This is a genomic window from Cellulomonas sp. B6 (assembly GCF_001462455.1).
Lineage (GTDB): Bacteria > Actinomycetota > Actinomycetes > Actinomycetales > Cellulomonadaceae > Cellulomonas.
Map to the genome: position 1 here is coordinate 1 of NZ_LNTD01000054.1, position 21839 is coordinate 21839.

The window sequence follows — 21839 nt, forward strand, 5'->3', positions numbered from 1 at the left end:
ACCCGACCCACGCGCGACTCACCCAGCACCGCCACTGGTCACTTCGGGGCACCCCAGGCAGGACATCCGCTCCCGAAGTGACCAGTGGTCACCACCGGGTGCACCGAAGTGACCAGTGGGCGCCACGTGCTGCGGACGAGCCGGTCAGAGCACGGCGGCGCGCTGCGGGGCGCCCCACCAGCCGGCCCACCGGCGGCGGGCCTCGGCGAGCACCTCGTCGTCGAGGCCGTACGTCGACAGGGTCGCGTCGATCGTGCCGTGCGGCGGGTGCGCGGCGGCGGGCCGCATCACGAGCACGAGCAGCGACTCGGCGATGCCGTGCAGGTGGATGCCCACCTGGTGCTCGCCGCGGTAGCGCAGCGTCCCGCCGAGCCGGGAGCCGTCGGGCCGCACGACCTCGACGTGCCCGCCGACCGGCAGGCCGCGGATCCCGTGCAGCCCGGCACGGAACAGCAGCGGGTCGCTGCGGTCGCCCGCGTCCAGGCCGTGCGCCGAGAGCGTCACGCGGTCCTGCCCGAGGTGCACGTCGAGCGCGAACGCGAGCTGCTGGAGGAACTGCGTCCAGCCCTCGTCGATCTCGTCGAACACGCCGTCGAACGGGGCGAGCCCGGCGTGGCTGCGGCGCGTGAGCGCGACGTGCGAGCGGCGGGGCGTGTCGTCGCGCGTCGTGACGACGATCCGGTCGTGGTGCCCGAGCTCGAGCGTCCGGGTCGCGACGCCGTCGGCGTGCTCCTCGTGCTCGTGCACGGCCCCGCGGAAGATCTGCCGGATCTCGGCGTCGAGCGTGTCGGAGTCCCAGCCGAACCACCGCGCGATGAGGTCGGGGTCGCGCAGGTGCGCCCACACGATGGCGGCGGGTGCGTCGACGTCCACGGAGACGACCTCACGACGATCGAGCATCATGGCTGCTCACCTCGGTTCCACGGCGGCCTGCGGGTCCGACGGGGCGTCGACGACCCGTACCCGCGACGTTAGCCCGGCAGGCCCGCGACCGCAGCGGCGTCGACCCGCAGGGCGACGCGTTCACCCGCCGCGCACGTCCAGCCCGCGGGTGCGAGCGCACTCACACGGCCCACGCCGGCGACCTCGACGACGACCTCGGTGCGCCCCCGCCGCGACCGCACGACCTCGACCTGCCCGTCGACCGCGGCACCGGCATGGTGTCGGTCGTCGCTGGCGGGCCCCCCGACGGCGGACCCGGACGCTGCGCCGGGCACCGTGCCGCCGGACCCCGAGCCGTCGACCGCGGCACCGGCCGCGTGGTCGGCTCCCCCTCGCTCGACGCCCTCGCCGCCCGGCACGACGACGAACGCACCCGCCGCGAGCGCGAGCACGCCCCCGGCGGGCAGCAGCGCGACCCCGGCGTCACGCGCCGCCGCGACGAGCGCGGCGACGGCGGGCGGCGCGGCGTCCCCCGCCGCGGGCACGGGCACGAACGCCTCGTACCCGAGGAACTCGGCGACGCGCCGCGACGCGGGCCGCGCCCACAGGTCGGCGGGCGACGCGACCTGCAGCAGGCGCCCGGCGTCCATGACGGCGACGCGGTCGGCGACGGCGAACGCCTCGTCCTGGTCGTGCGTGACGAACAGCGCCGTGGTCGCGGTCGCCACGAGCACGTCGCGCAGGTCGAGCGCGAGCCGCTCGCGCAGGCCGCGGTCGAGCGCGGACAGCGGCTCGTCGAGCAGCAGCAGCCGGGGTCGGGGCGCGAGCGCACGGGCGAGCGCGACGCGCTGCCGCTCACCGCCCGACAGGGTCGCGACGTCACGCCGCTGCGTGCCGGGCAGCCCGACGAGGTCGAGCAGCTCGGCGACGCGCGCCGTGCGCGCCGCCCGGTCGCGGCGCACGCCCGCGGGCAGCCCGTACGCGACGTTGCCCGCGACGTCGCGGTGCGCGAACAGCTGCCCGTCCTGGAACAGCAGCCCGAACCCGCGGCGGTGCACGGGCACGCCGGTGACCGGCACGCCGTCCCACGCGACGTCGCCGCCGGCCAGCGGCTCGAGGCCCGCGACGGCCCGCAGCAGCGAGGACTTGCCGCAGCCGGACGGGCCGAGCAGCGCGACGACCTCCCCGGTCGGCACGGCCAGGTCGACGCCGTCGACCGCGGCGCGGTCCGCGCCCGGGTACCGCACGACGACGTCGGCGACCTGCAGCCCGTCGCTCACCATGCACCTCCGATCCCCGGGCGGCGCAGCCGCTCGCACACCGCCACGATGCCCGCCGTCAGCGCGGCCAGCAGCACGGACGCGGCGAGCGCCGCGCCGTAGTTCTCGGCGCCGGGGCGTCCCAGCAGCCGGAAGATCACGACGGGCAGCGTCGGCTCCTGCGGGCGCGCGAGGAACGACGTGGCCCCGAACTCTCCGAGCGACGCCGCGAACGCGAACCCGAGCGCGAGGCCCACGGCCCGCACGGCGACCGCGAGGTCGACGGTCCGCAGCACGCGCCCGGGTGCGGCGCCGAGCGTCGCGGCGACCTCGCGCTGCCGCGGGTCGATCGCGCGCAGCACGGGCAGCACGGTCCGCACGACGAGCGGCACGGCGACGACGGCCTGCGCGACCGCGACGAGCACGGGCGACGTGCGCAGGTCGACGGGCAGGCCGAGCGGTGCGTCCATCGCGACGAGGAACCCGAACCCGACGGTCACGGCGGACACGCCCAGCGGCAGCATGAACAGCGCGTCGAGCCCGCCGACGGCACGCCGCGCGGCCGTGCCCCGCGGGCGCCGCGACACCACGAGCGCGACGAGCCCTCCCACGACCAGCGCGATCACGGTCGCGTCGGTGGCCGTGCGCAGCGACGTGCCGGCCGCGTGCCAGGCGCTCACCGCGAGCGTGTCCTGCGGGACCGCGAGCGCGGCGTAGTTGTCGAAGCCCCAGCCGCGCGGCGTGCGCAGCGACCGGACGACGAGGTTGACGAGCGGCAGCGCGAGCAGCCCGAGCACCGCGACGGCGGTGACGGCGACGGCCGCGGCGTCGAGCGGCTCACGCAGCCGCACGGGGTGCGCCGCGGCGGGCCCGCCGACGCTCAGCGCACGCTCGGTGCGGGCCCGCGCCCGCCCGGCCGCGGTGAGGGCCGCCGCGACGACGACGAGCTGCACGACCGACAGCACGGCCGCGGCGCGCAGGTCGAGGAACTGCGTGGTCTGGATCCAGATCTCGGTCTCGACCGTGCCGTACCGGCGCCCGCCGAGCACCAGCACGGTGCCGAACGCGGTCGCGCAGAACAGGAACACGAGGGACGCGGCGGACGCGATCGCGGGGCCGAGCGCGGGCAGCGTGACGGTGGTCAGGACACGCCACGGCGACGCGCCGAGCGCGCGTGCGGCCTGCTCGGTGCGCTCGTCGAGGCGCTCCCACATGCCGCCGACGGTCCGCACGACGACCGCGTAGTTGAAGAACACGAGCGCGAGCACGATCGCGGTGACCGTGCCGTCGAGGCCGAGACCGCCCAGCAGGCCGCCGTCGACGAGCAGCGACCGGAAGGCCACGCCGACCACGACGGTCGGCAGCACGAACGGCACGGTGACGAACGCGCGCAGCGCGCCGCGGCCCGGGAACCGGCACCGGTACAGCACGTACGCGCCGGGCACGCCCAGCAGCACGGCGCCCGCCGTGCCGAGCGCGGCCTGCGCGAGCGTCTGCCCGACGACGCGCCACGTGCGGGGCCGCGCGAACACCTCGGCGAACCCCGAGAGGTCGAGCCGCCCGTCGGTGACGAACCCGCGGCCCACGATCTCCGCGACGGGCTGCACGAAGAACACGCCGAGGAACAGCACGGGCACGGCGACGGCCGCGCCCCACGCGAGGGCGGGGCGCACGCGCGCGGCCCGCCCGGCGGCCGGGGCCGTCGGGGCGGGTCCGCGCGCGAGCGTCGTCGTCACGTCGTGGGTCGCCCGGTCAGCCGATGACCGTGTCGGACCAGGTGCTGAGCCACTCCTCGCGGTGCTCCGCGATGTCGGCGGGCGCGACCTCGAACGGCTTCTCGGCCAGCGGCGCCCACCGCGCCCAGTCGTCGGGCAGGTCGACCGACGAGCTCACCGGGTACATGTACATCGACCCGGGGATGTCGGCCTGGACGTCGTCGGACAGCAGGAAGTCGAGCAGCTGCGCGGCACCCTCGGGGTTCTTCGCGCCCGCGAGCACGCCCGCGTACTCGACCTGCCGGAAGCACGTGTCGAGCAGCGCGGCGGTGCGCGGCGTGTCGCCGCCCTCGGGGACCGTCACGGGCGGCGACGACGCGTACGACAGCACGATCGGCCGCGGCCCGTCGCCGCCGGCCCCGGAGAAGTCCGTGTAGTACGCGTCGGACCAGCCGTCGGCGACCTTGAGGCCGTTGTCGCGCAGGCCCGCCCAGTAGCCGGCCCAGCCGTCCTCGCCGAACGCCCCGACGGTCGCCAGCAGGAACGCCAGCCCGGGCGACGACGTCACGGGGTCCGGCACGACGAGCAGGTCGCGGTACGCCGGGTCGAGCAGCGACTCGAGCGTCGTCGGCGGCGTCACGCCCTTGTCGGCGAACCACGTCGAGTCGACGTTGAGGCACACGTCGGACAGGTCGATCGCGGTGAGCGCGCCGTCGTCGTCGCCGGGGACGGCGTACTTCTGCGCGTCGGCCGCCGCGGGCGCCGTGACGTCGGCAGGGACGACCACGCCCTCGTCGAGCGCACGCGACGCGAACGCGTTGTCGATGCCGTACACGAGGTCGCCCAGCGGCGCGTCCTTGGTGAGCACGAGCTGGTTGACGAGCGCGCCCGCGTCGGCCTGCTGCACGACCTGGACGGTCAGCCCGCTCTCCTGCTCGAACTTCTCCAGCAGCCCGTCGGACAGCCCGAACGACTCGTGCGTCACGAGCGTCACGGTGCGGCCGGACGTGCCGCCGGTCGCGTCGGGGGTCGCGGCGTCGCCCGTGCCCAGGGCCGAGCAGCCGGTGAGGGCCACGAGCGCCGTCGTGGCGACCAGGGCGGCGCGCGCGCCGCGGGGGGTGGTCATGTGGTGGTGCTCCTCCGTCGTCGTCGGAGGGGTCCAGCGCCCGCCGGCCCGCACGCGGGCAGACGACCGCGGGAGGAGAGAAGCCCGACTCCCTACGCCGGTATCACCCGGATCAGGTTCGAGGGTCTGCGGTGGTCCGCACTCTCAGCGTCCTCGCCCCGCACGCGGGACGGACGCTCCCCTGTCGTTCGCGCACGATCCTAGCCCCGCCACGTGGGCGCCCCGAACTGTGCCCGCGGTCCGGGCCGGGTAGCGTCCGTGCAGGCGAGGGCACGCGCAGGGGCGGTCGCCCGCGCACGCGGACGAGCACAGGAGGCGCACATGTCGGACGACGAGCAGAAGCAGTCGATGGTCGCGAAGATCGTCGGTGCGGGCGTGGCGCTGGCCGCCGCGTGGGTCGTGCAGAAGGTCATCGACCAGGCGTGGGAGAAGACCAAGGGTCACAAGCCGCCGCAGGCCGACTCCACCGCGGAGGACGTGAAGTTCAGCGAGGTCGCGCTCGCGGCGGTCATCACGGGTGCGGCCGTCGCGCTGTCGCGCGTGCTCGCGACCCGGGGCACGGCGAAGTTCGCGGGGCGCATCTCCCGCTGACGAGGCACGGACGACCGGCCGACGACCGACGACCGTCAGTCCGGGCGGTCGTCGTCGTCCGCGCGGCGGGTCGCGGCGAGGTCGCGCGACAGCTCGTCGACGACCAGCAGGTCCTGCCGGACCTTGCCGGTGCGGAACCCGGCACGGCCGACCATGTGGGCCGCGACGGGCGCGGTGAGCATCTGGAACACCGCGACGAGCACGAGCGCCCACACCGCGCCGCCCTCGCGCAGCCGCAGCGCGAGGCCGACGAGCACGAGCACGAGCCCGAGCACCTGCGGCTTGGTCGCGGCGTGCATGCGCGACAGCAGGTCGGGGAACCGCACCGCGCCGACGCCGGCCGCGAGCGCGAAGAACGCGCCGCCCAGCAGGCAGACGGCCGAGGCGACGTCGGCGACGGTGGTCCACTGGTCCTGGGTCATCGCGTCTCCTCGTCCGCCGGTCCGCCGTGGTGCTCGGGGTCGGGCTCGTCCTCGACGGTGTCGGTCGCGCTCTCGGGCACGGGCTCCGTCGCGGGCTCGGGGGTCCCGCCGTCCGCACCGGGACCCTCCACCGGCGGCGCGTCCCGCGCGGCCTCGAGGGCGGCGCGGCGGCGCGCGCGGCGCTCGGCCAGCTCCTCCTGCTCGAGGCGGCGCTTCTCGGCCTCCTCGGCGGCGACCTCCTCGCGCGTGCGCACCCGTCCCTCGCCCTCGGGCTCGACGGCGGCGAACCGCGCGACGGTCACCGACCCGACGAACCCGACGAGCGACAGCACGACGAGCAGCGGCACGACGTCCGCGCGGCGGAACACCGCGGCGTAGAGCGCGACGCCCGCGATCACGGTGGTGACGACGATGTCGAGCGCGATGGTCCGGTCGAGCATCGACGGGCCGCGCTCGGCGCGGATCACGGCGAGGGTCGCGCCGACGGTGAGCAGCGCGGCGCACACCAGGACGACGACGTCGAACACGCTCATCGGGCGGCCACCTCCCGCGCGCGGCGACCGCGGCTCAGGCCCGCCTCGGCGAGCTCGGCGTCGGATCCGAGCGCACGCAGCACGCGGGCCTCCTGGTCGAGGACGTTCTGCCGGGCCTTCTCGATGCCGCCGCTGGTCTCGACGTCGAGCACGTGGACGTACAGCCGGCCGGTGAGCCGGTGCGCCTCGACGATGATCGAGCCGGGCACGAGGGACACGAGCTCGGCCGTGAGCGTGAGGTACAGGTCGGAGTGGCTGCGCAGCTGCACGCAGATCACGGCGCCGCGCGGCGTGTACCGGGGACGCAGCGCGACGAGGCTGACCTCGAACGACGCACGGACCAGGTCGAGCGCGAACCGCCCGAGGAGCACGGCGAGCGCGGCGGGGTGCACGCGGCCGTGGAAGTCGACGGGCGTCATGCGCAGGCCCGTCGTGACGAGCACGCCGAGCAGCGCGCCGTTGACGACGTTGCCCCACGTGACGTCGCCCCACAGCAGGACCCACACGGCGGTCAGCCACAGGATCGTGACCCACTGGAAGCGCCAGCCCGTGCGGCGCGGGTGCAGGCTCATCCCTCACCCCCGTCCTGCGGGGCCGTGCCGGCCTCCACGTCCTCGTCGGCGGCGCGCTGCGACTCGCCCTCGCCGCGCTGCCCGTCCGGCAGCACGGCCTGGACGTACGTGCGGTCGGACAGGGTCTGCGCGGCGCGCTCGGTGTAGCCGTACAGCGGGCCGGCGAAGACGGTGAGCGCGAGGCTCACGACGACGAGCGCGGCGGTGGGCACGACCATGAGCAGCGGCACGCGGTGCGCGGGCAGCGGCTCGGGCGGCGTCTGCCAGAACGCCTTGTTCCACGCCTTGATGAGCGCGTACAGCGTGAGCAGCGACGTCACGACGGACCCGACGACGAGCGCGTACGCGAGCGGCGTGCCGAGCTCGACGCCGGCCTCGAGCAGCCCGACCTTGCCGAGGAACCCGGAGAACGGCGGGATGCCGCCGAGGTTCATCGCGGGCACGAAGAACAGGACCGCGAGCACCGGGGCCATCTTCGCCAGCCCGCCGAGCCGGTCGAGCGACGTCGTCCCGCCGAAGCGTTCGACGAGGCCGACGACGAGGAACAGCGCGGTCTGCACGGTGATGTGGTGCGCGACGTAGTAGATCGCCGCGGTCCACCCGTGCTGGGAGCCCAGCGCGACGCCGAACACCATGTACCCGATGTGGCTGACGAGCGTGAACGACAGGAGTCGTTTGACGTCGTCCTGCGCGACCGCGCCGAGGATGCCGACGAGCATGGTCGCCAGGGCCACCCACATGAGCACGTCGTCGAGCTGGCCGCCGGGGAACAGCAGGGTCTGCGTGCGGATGATCGCGTAGACGCCGACCTTGGTGAGCAGGCCCGCGAACACCGCGGTGACGGGTGCGGGCGCGGTCGGGTAGGAGTCCGGCAGCCACGCGGACAGCGGGAACACGGCCGCCTTGATGCCGAACGCGAGCAGCAGCATGGACTGCAGCACGAGCCGCACGCCGGGGTCGATCTCGGGCAGGCGCAGCGCGAGCTGCGCGAGGTTCACGGTGCCGGTCGCGGCGTAGATGCCGGCGATGGCGACGAGGAACAGGATCGAGGACAGGATCGCGACGACCACGTAGATCGTGCCCGCGCGGATGCGCTCGGTCGTGCCGGACAGCGTGATGAGCACGTACGACGCCGCGAGCAGGATCTCGAACCCGACGTAGATGTTGAACAGGTCGCCCGAGAGGAACGCGTTCGCGACGCCCGCCGACAGCACGAGGTAGGTGGGGTGGAAGATCGAGATCGGCGCGAAGCGCTCGCCGTCCTCGCGGCCCTGGGCCAGCGAGTAGACCAGCACGCACAGGATCACGACCGACGACACGGTCAGCATGAGCGCCGACAGCCGGTCGGCGACGAGGTTGATGCCGACGGGCGCCGCCCAGTCCCCGATCTCGACGACCACGGGCCCGGCGTCGGCGAGCACGAGCAGCGCGGCCGCGACCACGGCGACGAGCGTCAGGGTCACGAGCGACACGACGCGCTGCACGCGCGGTCGGCGGTAGAGCGCGAGGGTCAGTCCCGCGCCCGACAGCGGCAGCACGACGGGCAGCGGGACGAGCCAGCTCCAGTCGGTCATCGGCCCTCCTCCCCGTCGGTCGTGGTCGTGCTCGGGCGCGCGGCGCGGCCCGGGTCGTCCGGCACGGGTTCGGCGTGCACGTCCTCGAAGGCGAGGCCCTCGTCCATCTCGTCGCGCGTGGTCGCGGCCTCCTCGTCGAGCGTCTCGCCGCCCGACTCGGTGTCGTCGTCCTCGAACGCGCGCTCGTCGATCGCGGCGAGGCGCACGATGCGGCGGTCCTCGACGTCGTCCTGCACCTCGTCGTGGCGGTGCAGCTGCCACGAGCGGTAGGCCATGGCCAGCAGGAAGGCGGTCAGTCCGAGCGTGATGACGATGGCCGTGAGGATCAGCGCCTGCGGCAGCGGGTCGCTCATGGGCCGGTCGGACTGCACGCCGATCAGCGGGGGTGCGCCCGCGGCCCCGCCGGCCACGAGGATCAGCAGATTCGTGCCGTTCCCCAGCAGGACGATGCCGAGCAGGATGCGCGTGAGGCTGCGCTCGAGCACGAGGTACGTGCCCACGGTGAACAGCGCCGCGATGGTCACGACGAACACGATGTTGGGGCTCATGACGACGTCGGTCACGGGACCACCCCCTCGGCGTCGCCGCCCAGGTCTCGCGGCACGGCGGACGCCTGGACGGCGGCGGTGCGGCCGCGCGCGAGCGCGAGCTGGTCGTCGCCCCCGACCGCGTCGTCCGCGACGTCGTCCTCGCCGGACTCGGCACGCCGGTCGATCTCGGCGCCGAGGCTGCGCAGGATGTCGAGCACGAGGCCGACGACCACGAGGTACACCCCGACGTCGAAGAACAGGCTCGTGACGAACTTGACGTCACCCCAGATCGGCAGCTGGAAGTGCAGGATCCAGGACTCCAGCACGGACCCGCCGACGAGGAACGCCGCGAGGCCCGCGCCGGCGGACAGGAACAGGCCCGTGCCGAGCAGCACGCCGGGCTGCACGGGTGCGGCCTCGCCGAGCTCGTAGCGCCCGCCCGCGAGGTACCGCACGGCCAGCGCGATACCCGTCACCAGGCCCGCGGCGAAACCGCCGCCGGGCTGGTTGTGGCCGCTGAACAGCAGGAACGCCGAGTAGACGATCATCGTGTGGAACAGCAGCCGCACGACGACCTCGAAGATGACCGAGCGGCGCTGCGGCGCGAGGGTGCGACCGGCGCGCAGCCACTCGCGGGCGCGCGAGCCGACGCGCGCGGCACCGGCGGCGTTGGTGCCGACGCTGCTGCCCTGCGGCGTGATCGTCACCGAGTCGCCGGGGCGGCGCAGCGCGGCCATCGGGTCGGCCGTGCCGCCCCACACCGCGCGGTCGGCGGGCGCCTCGCGCTCGCGGAAGATGCGACCGCCGCGCGCCGAGAGGAACACGAGCGACGCGACGCCCGTGGCGGCCACGAGCAGCACCGAGATCTCGCCCATGGTGTCCCACGCGCGGATGTCGACGAGCGTGACGTTGACGATGTTCTTGCCGCCGCCGAACTCGTACGCCTCGGTCGCGAAGTCCGCCGAGACGGGTGCGTGCACGCGGGCCGACGGCGCGACGAGCGCGACGCCCGCGACGACGAGACCCACCGCGAGGCCGACCGCGAGACGCACCCAGCGCGACGCGGCGAGCGGCCGGTCGGAGAAGTACGGGGGCAGGCGACGCAGCACGAGGACGAAGACGACGAGGGTGATGGTCTCGACGAGCACCTGCGTGACCGCGAGGTCGGGCGCGCCGTAGAGCAGGAACATGCCCGCGGTCGCGTACCCGCTGATGCCCGCGAGGATCACGGCCTTGAGTCGGCGGCGGGCGCGAGCGACGAGGATCGCGGCGACGATCGTGCCGGCGGCGAACACGACCTGCGCGGCGTAGTCCCAGGGCCGCACCTCGGCGGGGAACGAGGTCCCGCGCACGAGCGCGGTGCCGACCGCGAGCACCCACGTGGTGAGGATGATGCCGAGGTACAGCGGCAGCGAGCCGCGCTGCGTGACGGCGGTGACGTCGGCCGCGAGGTCGTCGAGCTTGCGCATCGAGCGCCGGTACGTGAGGTCGGCCTCGAGGACGTGCGGCACGCGCGCCTGCCAGCGCTCGACCTTGTCGCGCGCGAGGAACAGCAGCCCGCCGACGGCCAGGACGCCGACCGTGAGCCACAGCACGAGCCCGAACCCGCCCCACAGCAGCAGGTGGCCGGGCTCACCCGCCGGGTAGGTCGCGGCGTACGGCTCGAGCAGGTGCTCGCCGAGCTGCGGCAATAGCGCGACCGCGAGCCCCAGGAACGACAGCACGAGCGCGGGCGCCGTCAGCAGGAACGACGGCCGCGTGACGGGTGCCGGCTCGACCGACTCCTCGCCGCCGGCGGCGAGCGACGTCGTGGTCGCGACGCCCTGGGCGTCCTGCGTCGCGCTCTGCGGCACCAGCGCCGGCTTGGTCGCGAACGCGCCCCACCAGAAGCGCAGGCCGTACGCGACGGTGAGCGCCGAGCCGACGACGACCGACGCGAGCACGACCCCGCCGAGCGCGCCGTCCTCGAGGTGCGCGAGCGCCTCGAGCCCGGCCTCCTTGGCGACGTACCCGGCGAACGGCGGCAGGCCGATCATCGACGCGGTCGCGAGGCCGCCCGCGAGCGCGGTCCACGGCAGCGCCTTCCCGACGCCCGACAGGCGCCGCAGGTCACGCGTGCCGCACGCGACGTCGACCGTGCCGACGACCGTGAACAGCGCGGCCTTGAACATCGCGTGCGCACCGAGCATCGCGAGGCCCGCGAGCGCGGTGGCCTGCGTGCCGAGGCCGACGAGCAGGATGATCAGGCCGAGCTGGCTGACGGTGCCGAACGCGAGCACGAGCTTGAGGTCGTGCTGACGCAGCGCGCGGTACCCGCCCAGCAGCAGCGTCCCGGCGCCGAGCACGACGACGGTCCAGCGCCACGCGGGCAGCTCGGAGTACGCGGGCGCGAACCGGGCGACCAGGTAGACACCCGCTTTGACCATCGCCGCCGCGTGCAGGTACGCGCTGACGGGGGTCGGCGCGGCCATCGCGGCGGGCAGCCAGAAGTGGAACGGGATGAGCGCGGACTTGGTCGCGGCGCCCGCGAGCAGGCACACCACCGCGGCGACCACGGCGGCCGACGCCGGGGGCGGGTCGGCCATGAGCGCCGACATCGAGTACGTGCCCGCGGCGTGACCGAGGATCACGACGCCGACGAGCATCGCCAGGCCACCCGCGGTCGTGACGATGATGGCCTGCATGGCGGCGCGACGGCTGGCCTTGCGGTCGGCGTAGTGGCCGATGAGCAGGTACGACGTGACCGTCGTGAGCTCCCAGAACACGAACATCAGGAGCATGTCGTCGGCCGTGACCAGGCCGAGCATGGACCCCGCGAACGCCGTGAACACGGCGCCGAAACGCCCGAGCCCGGACGCCGTGGGCGAGAAGTAGGCCGCGCAGTAGACGAGGACGAGCGCGCCGACGCCCCCGACGACGATCGTCATGAGCCACGACAGCGTGTCGAGGCGGAAGCTCAGGTCCAGACCGAGCGACGGGATCCACTCGACCACCTGGACGGGGCCTTTGCCGGCCTGCACCTCGCCGGTCCAGGTCAGCGCCCACACCGCGGCGGACGCGGGGGCGAGGGCCAGGGCCCAGAACGCGCGCCGGCCCCACCAGTGGAAGAGCACGGGCGCGACGAGGGCCGCTGCGAGGTGGACCGTCAGCAGCAGCAGCACGTCCGGCTCCGTCCTGTCGGGGGCGGGTGGTCGGTCGGTCGGTTTCTGACCGCGCGTCGACGATGGCGCACGGGGGCCGCCCGACGCCGCGGACGACGACCGGATGACCCGGAAGTGGGAAGGTGCGACCGCCGCGGCGGAGATCGTCCCTGCACACGGACCGGTGGTCGGTGCAGGTCAGAGGCCGTCACGTCGGGTGCGGGGGGACGAGGAAATCCTACCAACGGATGAGTTCGCGGCCCGGGGTCAGCCCCCGCGACGTGAGGGGCGTCACGCCACGGCGTCCCCTTGCGCCCGACATGGGCGGGACGCGCGCCCGTCCTGTCCGGCATCCGGGACGGGAGGTGCCGCGCGGGGTCCGGTGACGCGGGGGCGGACGGCCCGGGGCACGCCGGGCGCGGGCGGATAGGTTGACGGGCGTGAACGGGGTCCGGGTGGTCGCGGCGGTGCTGGCGGCGGTGGCGACGGTCGTCGGCGTCGGCGTGTTCGTGCGGGGTGTCGTCGTCATCGTGCGCACGGTGCGGATCGGCCGGCCGCTGCCGGGGCGCTGGTCGCCCGTCGGCGCACGGCTGGGCACGCTCGCGCGCGAGGTGCTGGGGCACGAGCGGTTCCGGCACCGGCCGTTCGTGCGCGCCGCGCACTGGGTCGTCATGGTGTCGTTCCCGGTGCTGGTGATCACGCTGGCCACCGGCTACGGCCAGCTGCTCGACCCGCGGTACGGCCTGCCGCTGCTGGCGCACTGGGCGCCGCTGGAGTGGGCCGTCGAGGCGTTCGCGTGGCTCGGGCTCGTCGGGATCGTGCACCTCGTGGTGGTGCGGCAGCGGACGCGCCCGCGCGCGTCGCAGGCCGAGGGCGAGCGGCGGCGCTCGCGGTTCTTCGGGTCGAACCAGGTGTGGGCGTACGTCGTCGAGGCGACGGTCCTGCTGGTCGTCGTCGCGGTGCTGGTGCTGCGCGGGCTCGAGTACGCGCTGGGCGTGCAGGACGGCGAGGCGTGGGCGACCGCGGCACACTTCCCGTTCACCGCGTGGTTCGGCGGCGCGTGGACCGGCGCCGCGCCCGCGACGCTCGAGACCGCGGTCGTCGTCGTCGCGCTCGTGAAGATCCTCGTGTCGATGTCGTGGTTCGTCGTCGTCGGGCTGCAGCCGACGATGGGCGTCGCGTGGCACCGGTTCCTCGCGATCGTCAACGTCTACGCGCGGCGCGAGCCCGACGGCGCCCCCGCGCTCGGCCCGCTCGTGCCGCTGCGCGACGCCGCGGGCGAACCCCTCGACCTCACGGCCGTCGACGACCTGCCCGAGGACCTGCGCCTGGGCGTCGGCGCGGTCGAGGACCTGCCGTGGAAGGGCCTGCTCGACGTCGCGACGTGCACCGAGTGCGGCCGCTGCCAGGAGCAGTGCCCCGCGTGGGCGACCGGCAAGCCGCTGAGCCCCAAGCTCCTCACCCTCGCGCTGCGCGACCACGCGGCCGCGACCGCGCCGTACGTGCGGGCCGCGCGCGCGGCGGGCGCGTCGGACGAGGCGCGGGCCGACCCGCACCTGGGCGTCGACCTGGTCGGCTCGGGCGTGATCGACGCCGACGCGCTGTGGGCGTGCACCATGTGCGGCGCGTGCGTGCAGCAGTGCCCGGTCGACATCGAGCACGTCGACACGATCGTCGACATCCGGCGCTACCAGACCCTCATGGAGTCGGCGTTCCCCGCCGAGCTGGGCGGCACGTTCACCAAGCTCGAGCGCCGCGGCAACCCGTGGGGCCTGCCCGCGCGGCAGCGCCTCGACTGGGCCAAGGGCCTGGAGTTCGACGTGCCGGTCGTCGGCGTGGACGTCGAGTCCGCGGCCGACGTCGACTGGCTGTTCTGGGTGGGCTGCGCGGGCGCGTTCGAGGACCGCGCCAAGCGCACGACGCGCGCGGTCGCCGAGCTGCTGCACGCCGCGGGCACGACGTTCGCGGTGCTGGGCGACGGCGAGACCTGCACGGGCGACCCGGCCCGGCGCGCGGGCAACGAGGCGCTCTACCAGATGCTCGCGGCGCAGAACGTCGAGACCCTCACCGAGGCGGGTGCGACGCGCGTCGTCGTGACGTGCGCGCACTGCTTCAACACGCTGTCGCGCGAGTACCCCGCGATGGGCGGCCGGTTCGAGGTCGTGCACCACACGCAGCTGCTCGACCGCCTGGTCGGCGAGGGCCGCCTGCGGTTCGCGCCCGGCACCGGCGAGGACGCCGACGGCGCGACCGTGACCTACCACGACCCCTGCTACCTGGGCCGGCACAACCAGGTGTACGAGCCCCCGCGCGAGCTGCTCGCCGCCGCGGGCGTCACCGTCGCCGAGATGCCGCGCAACCGCGAGACGTCGTTCTGCTGCGGCGCGGGCGGCGCGCGCATGTGGATGGAGGAGACGATCGGCGAGCGCATCGGCACGGTCCGCGCCGCCGAGGCCGTCGCGACCGGCGCGTCGACCATCGCGACCGCGTGCCCGTTCTGCACGGTCATGCTGGGCGACGGCGTCGCGGCGCACGCGCGCGCGGCGGGCGACACGTCGGCTCCTGCCGCGCCCGACGGCGCCGCCGGCACCGGGACGCGCGCGCCCGCGGGACCCGACGCCGACCCGCGGCCGGCGGTCGGCGTGCCCGAGGTCGCCGACATCGCCGTCCTGCTGCGCGACCGGCTCGACCGCAGCTGACCGGCACGGACCGTCAACCCCGCGCGCGGGCCCGCACGCTCCTGAGTGCGACGGCGGCGGCCAGCACGAGCGCCGCGGTGAGGAGCAGGGGCTCCAGCGGCGTCGGGTCCCGCCGGAACGTCTCGGGGGCGGTCGACGCCTGGTGGATCACCAGGTACCACTGCGTGACGGCGACGCCGTACCCGACGACGCACGCGGCCAGCGCCGTCGGCAGCGCAGGTGGCGCCGCGTCGCGCCAGGCCCCTGCGTGACGTCGCGCGGCCAGTCCCTGCACGGTGACGACCACGGCCAGCAGCAGGCCGAGCGCGAGCAGCGCACGCGACAGGGGCGTCGTGTCGCGGTACGCCGTCCCCACCATGAGCCGGTTGTACGTGAGGAACGCCTGCGCCTCGCCGACGAGCCAGGCGACGAGCAGCACGAGCGCCGCCCCGGCAGTCGCACGGCGCGACGTCGCGCGGTGCAGCAGCCCTTGGCTGGACCACGCGCCGGGCGACGGGTCCGGCACGCGGGGCGCGGGGCGGGGCTCAGGCACCCGCGGGGCCGTCCTCGGTCGTGGGCGCGGCACCCGCCGGCGGCACCGACGTCCACGGTGCCGAAGCCGTCCACGGGCGGTACCAGGCCATCACGGCGGCGTGGTGCTCGCGCGCGTCGTCGCGGCACGCGACCAGACCCTCGCGCACCGCGACGAGCCGGTCCTGCACGCGGGTGGCCTCGCGCTGCACGAAGTCGACGCCGCGGACCACGCGTGCGGCGTCGTCACGCGTGCGCCGCACCCGCCGCACCACGAGCGCGCCGGCCACGACCGAGAGGGCGAGCGCCAGGCACAGGTAGAGCCCACGCGCACCGGACGCGTCCACGCCCCACACGACCCACAGCAGCACCGCCGCGGCGGCAGCACCGCCGGTCAGCAGCGTCTCCTGCTGCGTGCGCGGGTGCTGCGGCGCGCGTGCCTTCGCGAGCGCCGTCTCGACGCCCTCGACCGGGCCGTCGGGGCGGGCGCGCAGGACGACGCCCATCGCGGTGACCTCGAGCGACGTCGGCGGCTCGACCTCCGCCTCGGCGAGGTACGCGTCGGCGACGGCGACGAGCCACGCGCCGCACGCCTCGCGCGCGGCGGCGCCCACCGCGTCCCCGCGCTCGAGCGCGTCGTCGCCCAGCAGCGTGAGCACGTCGTCCACGGGCGCGTCCCACGCGGGCCCCGGCGCGTCCTTGCCCGCGACGACCGCCTCCAGCTCCGCGACGCGCGTGGTGAGCGCACGCTCCTGCTCGGCCCCCTCGTCGACGAGCGCCCGCAGGACGTCGACGAGCTCGGCCAGCACGGGGTCGTCGGAAGGCATGGGGTCGTCGGAGGGCACGTCGGCGCCGGACTGCACGTCATCGTCGACCGGGTGGGGCGCGGAGGCGGGGGTGCTTGCCGGCTCGGCGCCGTCCGCACCCCCGATGTCGTCCCCGCCGACGGGTGGTGCACCGCGCCCGACGAGGTCACGGAGCCACGCGAGCGACGCCGCGGCTCGCCGCGCCTGCGGGAGCGCGGGCGCGTCCGCCTCCCCGTCGCGCGAGCCGCCGACGCGGCGCAGCGCGAGCTCCCAGCGGTCGACCGTCTCCTGCGCGAGCGTCGGCGGCACGGCCGCGACCGCCTCGCCGAGCCGGTCGCGCACGGCACGCGCCGCGGTCTCCCCCAGGTGTCCCTCGACCGCGGCCACCCACAGCGCCCGCTGCGCGCGCGTCACGGGCCGGGTCGCGTCGAGACCGCCGAGGGCGTCGCCGACCCAGCGGTCCACGAGCGGGGTGCGCCCGCACACCGCACCCGCGAGCGTGAGGAACGTGGCGGTGCGCGTCCGGTCCACGCGCGCCGCCCGCTCGGCCGCGGCGGCCTCCGTCTCGGGGTCGCCGGACAACGCACCCACCGCGTCGGCGAGCCAGTAGCCCGCGGCCTCGGGCACCTCCGCGACGTCCAGCACGGGGCCGCCGCCGGGCGCGGAGCCGAGGGCGACGAGCCGCGCACGCGTCGCCTGCCGCACCAGCGCCGGGCCCGCGACGAGCGCGAGCTGGTCGCGCAGCGAGCTGAGCTCGACGAACGCGTCGAACGCCGCGGTCAGGCGCGCGAGCCGCACCTCGATCGACCCGCGCAGCGACGCGAGGTCGCTGCGCAGCGCCGACGTCTGCGAGCTCGCCTGGCTGAGCCGCGAGCGCATGTGCCCCAGGTCGCTCGTCAGCTCCCGGATCCGCCGGGACTGGCTCGCGTCCGACTCCTGCACCCAGCTGCCGAACGGACTGTCACTCATGCGCACCCCTCACGGTCGGCCGCGAGCGTAGCGGGCACGCGGCGGGCCGCGTGGGGGAACGGCATCCCGTTCCCCCACGCGGGACGTCAGCCGCGCGGACCGCGCAACGTGACGAGGATGCTGCCGCCCACCTCCAGGTCGACGCGCGTGCACGTGGCCGTCGGGTCCTCGATCGACGTCACCGGCCAGTGGTGCTCACCCCCGAGCGCGTCGACCGCCACCGCGGTCGCCGCGTCGAGGTCGACGCAGGTCTCGGCGACGCCGGCGCGCAGACCGTCCCGCAGCGAGACGACCGGCTCGGCCGGCACCCAGCTGCCCCAGGCGGACCGCGGGGTGGCGACGACCCAGATCTCCCGCGTCGCGACCCCGGTCACCACCGACGCGCACCCCCCTGCCGCCTGGTCGGGTGCGGGCAGGACGGACCAGTCGTCGAGGCCGAGCCGGTGAGCGACCTCCGTCACGACGGGAACGGCGGCGTCGACGGGGGTGCAGGACGCCTGCAGGCCGTCGACCCAGTCGTTGACGGACGCGACGAGCTCCCGGAGCGCGATCTGCTCCGACCAGTCGTCCTGCACCCGTGCGTCGGCCGGCACCTGGTCAGCGGGCGCCACCCACAAGGCCTCGCCGCCCGGGCCCGTCCAGAACGCCGCGGGGTCCGCGATGGCGGCCCGGCCGCTCTCGTGCTGGTAGCGCTGGCAGTCCAGCACCGGATCGCCCGTGAGGAGAGGACCCGACGTGGCGCCGCCGTCGTCGTCCCACGTGGACCAGTCGGCCGTGCACAGAACGCCGTCGGCGACGACCGTGCGGGACGAGTCACCGCTCGACACGTACCAGCCCTGGTACGCCGCCACCGCGGCGCCCCCGCCCAGGAGCGCCACGGACAGCCCGGCCGCGATCCCTCCCCGCCGCCAGCGGCGCGCCCGCGCCGTCCGCACCCGCGCCGGCGCCGTCCGCTCGTCCGTCGTCGTCATGATCGCCTCCCGCATCGCGTCGTCGCCCGTGGCGGGCAGGGCGGCGCGTGCGGCCGGGTCGGCCGCCCGCAGGCGACGCACCAGGTCGTCGGTCATCTCGCCTCCTCGGGTCCGGGACGGGCGCTCGCCCATCCGCTGCTGACGTGTCCGGGTCCTGCGGTGCGTTGCACGGGTGCCTCCCGTGCAGGTGGCGGGGCGGGTGCCGAGGCGGGCGGCGGGTCGGGGTCCTCGAGCGCCGCGAGCTGCGCGATCAGACGACGGCGCGCGCGGTGCAGCCGCACGCGCACGGTCGCGCGGGGCACGCCGAGCACGAGCGCGATCTCGTCGCGCGCGAGCTCCTCCCACGCGACCAGGCGCAGCAGCTCGCGGTCGTCGGGCGGCAGCCGGTCCATCGCCTGCAGCAGCGCCGGGTCGACGGGCTCGGGCGCCACGACGACGTCGGTGAGCTGCTCGCGCAGCCGGTCCGCGAGCGCGAGCCGACGTCGCTCGCCCCGGTAGTGGTTGGCGAGCACGCGCCGCGCGACGCCGAACAGCCACGGCCGCGCCGCGTCGCCCGCGGGCACGTCGTCGAGGCGCCGCCACGCGACGAGGAACGTCTCGGCGACGACGTCGGCGGCGTCCGCCGGGTCGGCGACGCGCCGCACCGCGTACGCGAGCAGCGGCGCGTGCACCCGGTCGAACAGCGCGGTGAACCGGGCGCGCCGGTCGTCGTCGGGGGCCGGTGCTGACGGCGTCGCGGGTGGCGACGCGGGTGGTGACGCGGGCGGTGGCGCGGGTGGTGACGGCACGGTCCTCCTCCGGTGGCGGGAGTCTGTCACCCCCCACGTGTCCGGGACCGGGACGTGCGTTGCAGGTGCGTCCGGGCGACGGGCGGGCCGGGGCCGAGCCGGTCCGCCCGTCGGCTCCCGGTCAGCCGCCGATCGACCGCAGGGTCGCGCGGTAGTCGTCGAGCACGCCGGACGCGAGCAGCGCGCGCGGCCGCACCACGGCGGTGAGGGCACCGACCACGTCGACGTCCTCGACCACGGGGCGCGCGAGGGAGTGCACGGCGTCGAAGGTCGACACCGTCACGTGGTCGCCCAGCAGGTCGCGGTAGACGCGCTCGGTCTCGGCGACGTCGACGTTGCGGTCGTGCTCGCCGGCCATGAGGTGCACGGCGACGCCGCGCGGGGCCATCGCGCGCAGGTCCTCGGTCGCGTCGGCGTGCACGTTGCGCAGCACGAAGCCCCAGCGGTCGCGGGTCATGCGGTCGACCTCGGGGGTGGTGGCGGCGTACTCGTCGTACGACGCGCCGCGCTCCAGCAGGTCCCGGACGCGGTCGCTCTCGGCGACGGCCCGCGCCCGCTCGTCGTCGTCGGCGCCCTGATCGTCGAGCCCGGCGAGCAGGTGGAAACGGCCCTGCCGCAGCCAGCTCACGGCCGTCCCGACCGCGACCACGCCGGCGACGTCGTCGCGGTCGGCGACCACGCGCGGGAACACCCAGCCGCCCTGGCTCGCGGCCCACAGCACGACCGTGCCGGTCGGGACGTCGTCCTGCGCGTGCGCCCAGTCGAGGGCGGCCTCGACCTCGGCCGCGCGGTCGGCCATCGACTGGTCGAGCCAGTCGCCTACGGACCCGCCGACCCCGGGCTTGCTCCACGAGAGGGTCGCGAACCCGGCGTCGGCCGCCGCCTCGAACCAGGGCGAGTACAGGCCGTCCTGCGTCGCCTCGACGGGCCCGTCGCCGTGGACCATGACGACCAGGCCGCGTGCGTCGCCGCCGCGGGGTTCGGTCAGGACGCCCGCGAGGGATCCCTGCGGCCCGCCGAAGGCGACCTCACGTCGCGTGAAGCGGAAGTCGTTGCCGGCGACGGTCACGACGCCGAGGCCGACCGCGAGCACGGTCAGGACCACGAGAACCTGAACTATCGTCTTTCGCACGGTCGTACCTTAGGCGATATGTTGAGGTCATGACGACCACCGTGTCCCCCGGCTTCACCGACGACGAGCGCGACCTCGTCGCCGACCTCTACTGGCACGCGTTCCGACGCAAGCTCCGCCCCGCCTTCCGTGACGACGCGACCGGACGCGCCGTCGTCGCCACAACCCTGCGCCCCGACCGCGCGCTCGTCGCCCGCACCGACGGCCGCGTCAGCGGCGTGTGCGGCTACCACCGGGGCGGGCACGGCATGGCCGACGTCACGTGGGCGGGCCTGCGCCGGCACGTGGGCCCGCTCGCCGCGCTGCGCGCCACCCTCGTGCTGCTGCCGCTGCGCCGCGACGAGCGACCCGGGGCGCTCGTCCTCGACGGCATCTGCGTCGACGCCGACCTGCGCGGGCACGGCATCGGCACCGCCCTGCTCGACGCGGCCGGGTCCCACGCCCGGGCGCACGGGCTCGACGCCGTGCGACTCACCGTCGTCGACGCCAACACGCGCGCCCGCGCCCTGTACGACCGGGTCGGCTTCCGCCCGGTGGGGCACGACTCGCTCGGCCCGCTCGGCCCCGTCTACGGTGTCGACCGCGTCACGACCCTGGAGCGGAGGACCACGCCATGACCCCGGCCGTCGCACCCCGCACCGCGCTCGAGGCCCTGCTGCCCCCTGACGACGCGGTGCCGCTCGCGCTCGTCTACGACACCGCGAACCTCGCCGGCCTCGACGACCAGCCCGTGCGGCTCGCGATCCGGCGAGCGGTCGCCGCGGGGGACGTCGTGCAGGCGGGCCGCGGACGCGCCGGCACCGTCGCGCTCACGGACGCCGGGCGGCGTCGTCTGGCACGCGACCGGATCGCGCTCTCGCTGGCGTTCGCGCAGGACGCGGGCGACGCCCCGTGGGACGGCCGCTGGCACCTCGTCGCCCTCACGGTGCCCGAGCGCGAGCGGGCCGTGCGCGACGCGCTGCGCCGCGAGCTGCTCGCGTCCGGCGCCGCCGCCGTCGCGACCAGCCTCTACGTCAGCCCCCACGACCTGACCGACGTGCTGCCGGCGCAGGCCCGCTCCGCGACGGCCACCGCCGTCGCCACGACGCTCGACGTCCGCGGCGTCGACGACCCGCTCGTGCTGGCCGAGACGCTGTGGCCCGCCGGACCGGTGGTCGCGGCGTACGACGCGGTCACCGCGGCACTCGCGGCCGACGACGCGGCGGGCGGCGGGACGGCGGACGGCGGTGCGGGCGGCGGCACGGCGGACGACGGCGCGGCGGACGGCGGCGCGCTCGGCGGTGCCGGAGGACGCGGCGCCGCGCGCACGAGCACGACGACCGAGGGGGACTCCGCCGGAACCGTGCCGGTCGCCGTCCGTCAGCTCCGGCTGGCCGACGCGCTCGAACGCGCGATGCGCGACGACCCGCTGCTGCCGCCCGGCCTGCGCCCCGAGCCCTGGCCTCCCGCCGCCGCGCGCCGCACGTGGCGCGCGCGCTGGGACGCGCTGCGGGCGCTGCCCGGCGGCGACGCCGTGTACCGCGGCTGGCTCGACTGAGCCCACGGTCACCCGGTCGCTCGGCGCACCGACGGGTGCCCCGCCGACGACGCGCCGTGCGGGACGCACCGGGCATTTGACGC

General features: G+C 75.8%; 19 protein-coding genes and 1 riboswitch. Of the genes, 4 read left to right on the forward strand and 15 right to left on the reverse strand.

Features of this window, described 5'->3' with window-relative positions; genetic code table 11:
* Positions 1-144: 144 nt before the first annotated feature.
* The 4 genes from ATM99_RS04035 to ATM99_RS04050 form a co-directional block, all read right to left on the reverse strand.
* The gene (locus ATM99_RS04035; RefSeq protein ID WP_046529842.1) at positions 145-903 is read right to left on the reverse strand and encodes an SRPBCC domain-containing protein; all 759 of its coding nucleotides are present in this window, start codon (positions 901-903) and stop codon (positions 145-147) included.
* A gap of 68 nt (positions 904-971) precedes the next feature.
* Positions 972-2165, reverse strand: coding sequence for an ABC transporter ATP-binding protein (locus ATM99_RS04040; RefSeq protein WP_062101650.1), 1194 nt, complete (start codon positions 2163-2165; stop codon positions 972-974).
* Positions 2159-3877: an iron ABC transporter permease gene (locus ATM99_RS04045; RefSeq protein ID WP_062101651.1), complete on the reverse strand. Its 1719-nt coding sequence runs from the start codon at positions 3875-3877 to the stop codon at positions 2159-2161. The genes ATM99_RS04040 and ATM99_RS04045 overlap by 7 nt, the downstream gene beginning before the upstream one ends.
* Positions 3878-3893: 16 nt before the next feature.
* Positions 3894-4982, reverse strand: a complete 1089-nt coding sequence (locus ATM99_RS04050; protein WP_062101652.1) for a thiamine ABC transporter substrate binding subunit — start codon at positions 4980-4982, stop codon at positions 3894-3896.
* Between the two features lie 72 nt (positions 4983-5054).
* A riboswitch (TPP riboswitch) is annotated at positions 5055-5175 on the reverse strand.
* Positions 5176-5303: 128 nt separating this feature from the next.
* Between ATM99_RS04050 and ATM99_RS04055 the strand changes: the two genes are divergently transcribed.
* Entirely contained in the window at positions 5304-5573 is a 270-nt protein-coding gene (locus ATM99_RS04055) for a DUF4235 domain-containing protein (protein ID WP_062101653.1), read from the forward strand.
* A gap of 35 nt (positions 5574-5608) precedes the next feature.
* Here ATM99_RS04055 and mnhG read toward each other — a convergent pair whose 3' ends face one another.
* The 6 genes from mnhG to ATM99_RS04085 are packed head-to-tail and all read right to left on the reverse strand — an operon-like array spanning position 5609 to position 12365.
* Entirely contained in the window at positions 5609-5995 is a 387-nt protein-coding gene (gene mnhG / locus ATM99_RS04060; protein ID WP_062101654.1) for a monovalent cation/H(+) antiporter subunit G, read from the reverse strand.
* Positions 5992-6528, reverse strand: coding sequence for a monovalent cation/H+ antiporter complex subunit F (locus tag ATM99_RS04065; protein WP_062101655.1), 537 nt, complete (start codon positions 6526-6528; stop codon positions 5992-5994). Before ATM99_RS04065 ends, mnhG begins: the two co-directional genes overlap by 4 nt.
* Entirely contained in the window at positions 6525-7100 is a 576-nt protein-coding gene (locus ATM99_RS04070; protein ID WP_062101656.1) for a Na+/H+ antiporter subunit E, read from the reverse strand. The genes ATM99_RS04065 and ATM99_RS04070 overlap by 4 nt, the downstream gene beginning before the upstream one ends.
* Positions 7097-8674 (reverse strand): Na+/H+ antiporter subunit D, encoded by a 1578-nt coding sequence (locus ATM99_RS04075; protein ID WP_062101657.1) that lies wholly within the window; start codon positions 8672-8674, stop codon positions 7097-7099. The genes ATM99_RS04070 and ATM99_RS04075 overlap by 4 nt, the downstream gene beginning before the upstream one ends.
* Positions 8671-9222 carry a Na(+)/H(+) antiporter subunit C gene (locus ATM99_RS04080; protein WP_062101670.1) on the reverse strand — a complete coding sequence of 184 codons (552 nt, stop codon included), beginning with the start codon at positions 9220-9222 and terminating at the stop codon, positions 8671-8673. The genes ATM99_RS04075 and ATM99_RS04080 overlap by 4 nt, the downstream gene beginning before the upstream one ends.
* Positions 9223-9233: 11 nt before the next feature.
* A complete protein-coding gene (locus ATM99_RS04085; protein WP_062101658.1) occupies positions 9234-12365 on the reverse strand; it encodes a Na+/H+ antiporter subunit A in 3132 nt (1043 codons plus the stop codon).
* Between the two features lie 419 nt (positions 12366-12784).
* On the opposite strand from ATM99_RS04085, the gene ATM99_RS04090 reads away from it, so the two are divergent.
* Positions 12785-15043 carry a (Fe-S)-binding protein gene (locus ATM99_RS04090; RefSeq protein WP_062101659.1) on the forward strand — a complete coding sequence of 753 codons (2259 nt, stop codon included), beginning with the start codon at positions 12785-12787 and terminating at the stop codon, positions 15041-15043.
* A 13-nt stretch (positions 15044-15056) separates the two neighbouring features.
* Here ATM99_RS04090 and ATM99_RS04095 read toward each other — a convergent pair whose 3' ends face one another.
* The 5 genes from ATM99_RS04095 to ATM99_RS04115 form a co-directional block, all read right to left on the reverse strand.
* Entirely contained in the window at positions 15057-15575 is a 519-nt protein-coding gene (locus tag ATM99_RS04095; protein ID WP_062101660.1) for a hypothetical protein, read from the reverse strand.
* Positions 15568-17328: a hypothetical protein gene (locus tag ATM99_RS04100; protein ID WP_150118108.1), complete on the reverse strand. Its 1761-nt coding sequence runs from the start codon at positions 17326-17328 to the stop codon at positions 15568-15570. The genes ATM99_RS04095 and ATM99_RS04100 overlap by 8 nt, the downstream gene beginning before the upstream one ends.
* Before the next feature lie 86 nt (positions 17329-17414).
* Complete coding sequence (locus tag ATM99_RS04105; protein WP_062101662.1) at positions 17415-18395, reverse strand: hypothetical protein; 981 nt, start codon at positions 18393-18395, stop codon at positions 17415-17417.
* The gene (locus ATM99_RS04110; protein WP_082659248.1) at positions 18392-19087 is read right to left on the reverse strand and encodes an RNA polymerase sigma factor; all 696 of its coding nucleotides are present in this window, start codon (positions 19085-19087) and stop codon (positions 18392-18394) included. The genes ATM99_RS04105 and ATM99_RS04110 overlap by 4 nt, the downstream gene beginning before the upstream one ends.
* A 121-nt stretch (positions 19088-19208) precedes the next feature.
* The gene (locus ATM99_RS04115; RefSeq protein WP_062101663.1) at positions 19209-20219 is read right to left on the reverse strand and encodes a S9 family peptidase; all 1011 of its coding nucleotides are present in this window, start codon (positions 20217-20219) and stop codon (positions 19209-19211) included.
* 29 nt (positions 20220-20248) lie between these two features.
* Between ATM99_RS04115 and ATM99_RS04120 the strand changes: the two genes are divergently transcribed.
* Together ATM99_RS04120 and ATM99_RS19610 are read left to right on the forward strand one after the other, a co-directional pair.
* The gene (locus tag ATM99_RS04120) at positions 20249-20836 is read left to right on the forward strand and encodes a GNAT family N-acetyltransferase (RefSeq protein WP_062101664.1); all 588 of its coding nucleotides are present in this window, start codon (positions 20249-20251) and stop codon (positions 20834-20836) included.
* A complete protein-coding gene (locus ATM99_RS19610) occupies positions 20833-21756 on the forward strand; it encodes a PaaX family transcriptional regulator (protein ID WP_062101665.1) in 924 nt (307 codons plus the stop codon). The genes ATM99_RS04120 and ATM99_RS19610 overlap by 4 nt, the downstream gene beginning before the upstream one ends.
* Positions 21757-21839 lie beyond the last annotated feature (83 nt).

Excerpts from the sequence above, each read along its gene's own strand:
- ATM99_RS04035 (WP_046529842.1), bottom strand. The coding sequence starts at position 903 with ATGATGCTCGATCGTCGTGAGGTCGTCTCCGTGGACGTCGACGCACCC.
- ATM99_RS04040 (WP_062101650.1), bottom strand. The coding sequence starts at position 2,165 with ATGGTGAGCGACGGGCTGCAGGTCGCCGACGTCGTCGTGCGGTACCCG.
- ATM99_RS04050 (WP_062101652.1), bottom strand. The coding sequence starts at position 4,982 with ATGACCACCCCCCGCGGCGCGCGCGCCGCCCTGGTCGCCACGACGGCG.
- ATM99_RS04055 (WP_062101653.1), top strand. The coding sequence starts at position 5,304 with ATGTCGGACGACGAGCAGAAGCAGTCGATGGTCGCGAAGATCGTCGGT.
- mnhG (WP_062101654.1), bottom strand. The coding sequence starts at position 5,995 with ATGACCCAGGACCAGTGGACCACCGTCGCCGACGTCGCCTCGGCCGTC.
- ATM99_RS04065 (WP_062101655.1), bottom strand. The coding sequence starts at position 6,528 with ATGAGCGTGTTCGACGTCGTCGTCCTGGTGTGCGCCGCGCTGCTCACC.
- ATM99_RS04070 (WP_062101656.1), bottom strand. The coding sequence starts at position 7,100 with ATGAGCCTGCACCCGCGCCGCACGGGCTGGCGCTTCCAGTGGGTCACG.
- ATM99_RS04075 (WP_062101657.1), bottom strand. The coding sequence starts at position 8,674 with ATGACCGACTGGAGCTGGCTCGTCCCGCTGCCCGTCGTGCTGCCGCTG.
- ATM99_RS04080 (WP_062101670.1), bottom strand. The coding sequence starts at position 9,222 with ATGAGCCCCAACATCGTGTTCGTCGTGACCATCGCGGCGCTGTTCACC.
- ATM99_RS04100 (WP_150118108.1), bottom strand. The coding sequence starts at position 17,328 with ATGAGTGACAGTCCGTTCGGCAGCTGGGTGCAGGAGTCGGACGCGAGC.
- ATM99_RS04105 (WP_062101662.1), bottom strand. The coding sequence starts at position 18,395 with ATGACCGACGACCTGGTGCGTCGCCTGCGGGCGGCCGACCCGGCCGCA.
- ATM99_RS04120 (WP_062101664.1), top strand. The coding sequence starts at position 20,249 with ATGACGACCACCGTGTCCCCCGGCTTCACCGACGACGAGCGCGACCTC.
- ATM99_RS19610 (WP_062101665.1), top strand. The coding sequence starts at position 20,833 with ATGACCCCGGCCGTCGCACCCCGCACCGCGCTCGAGGCCCTGCTGCCC.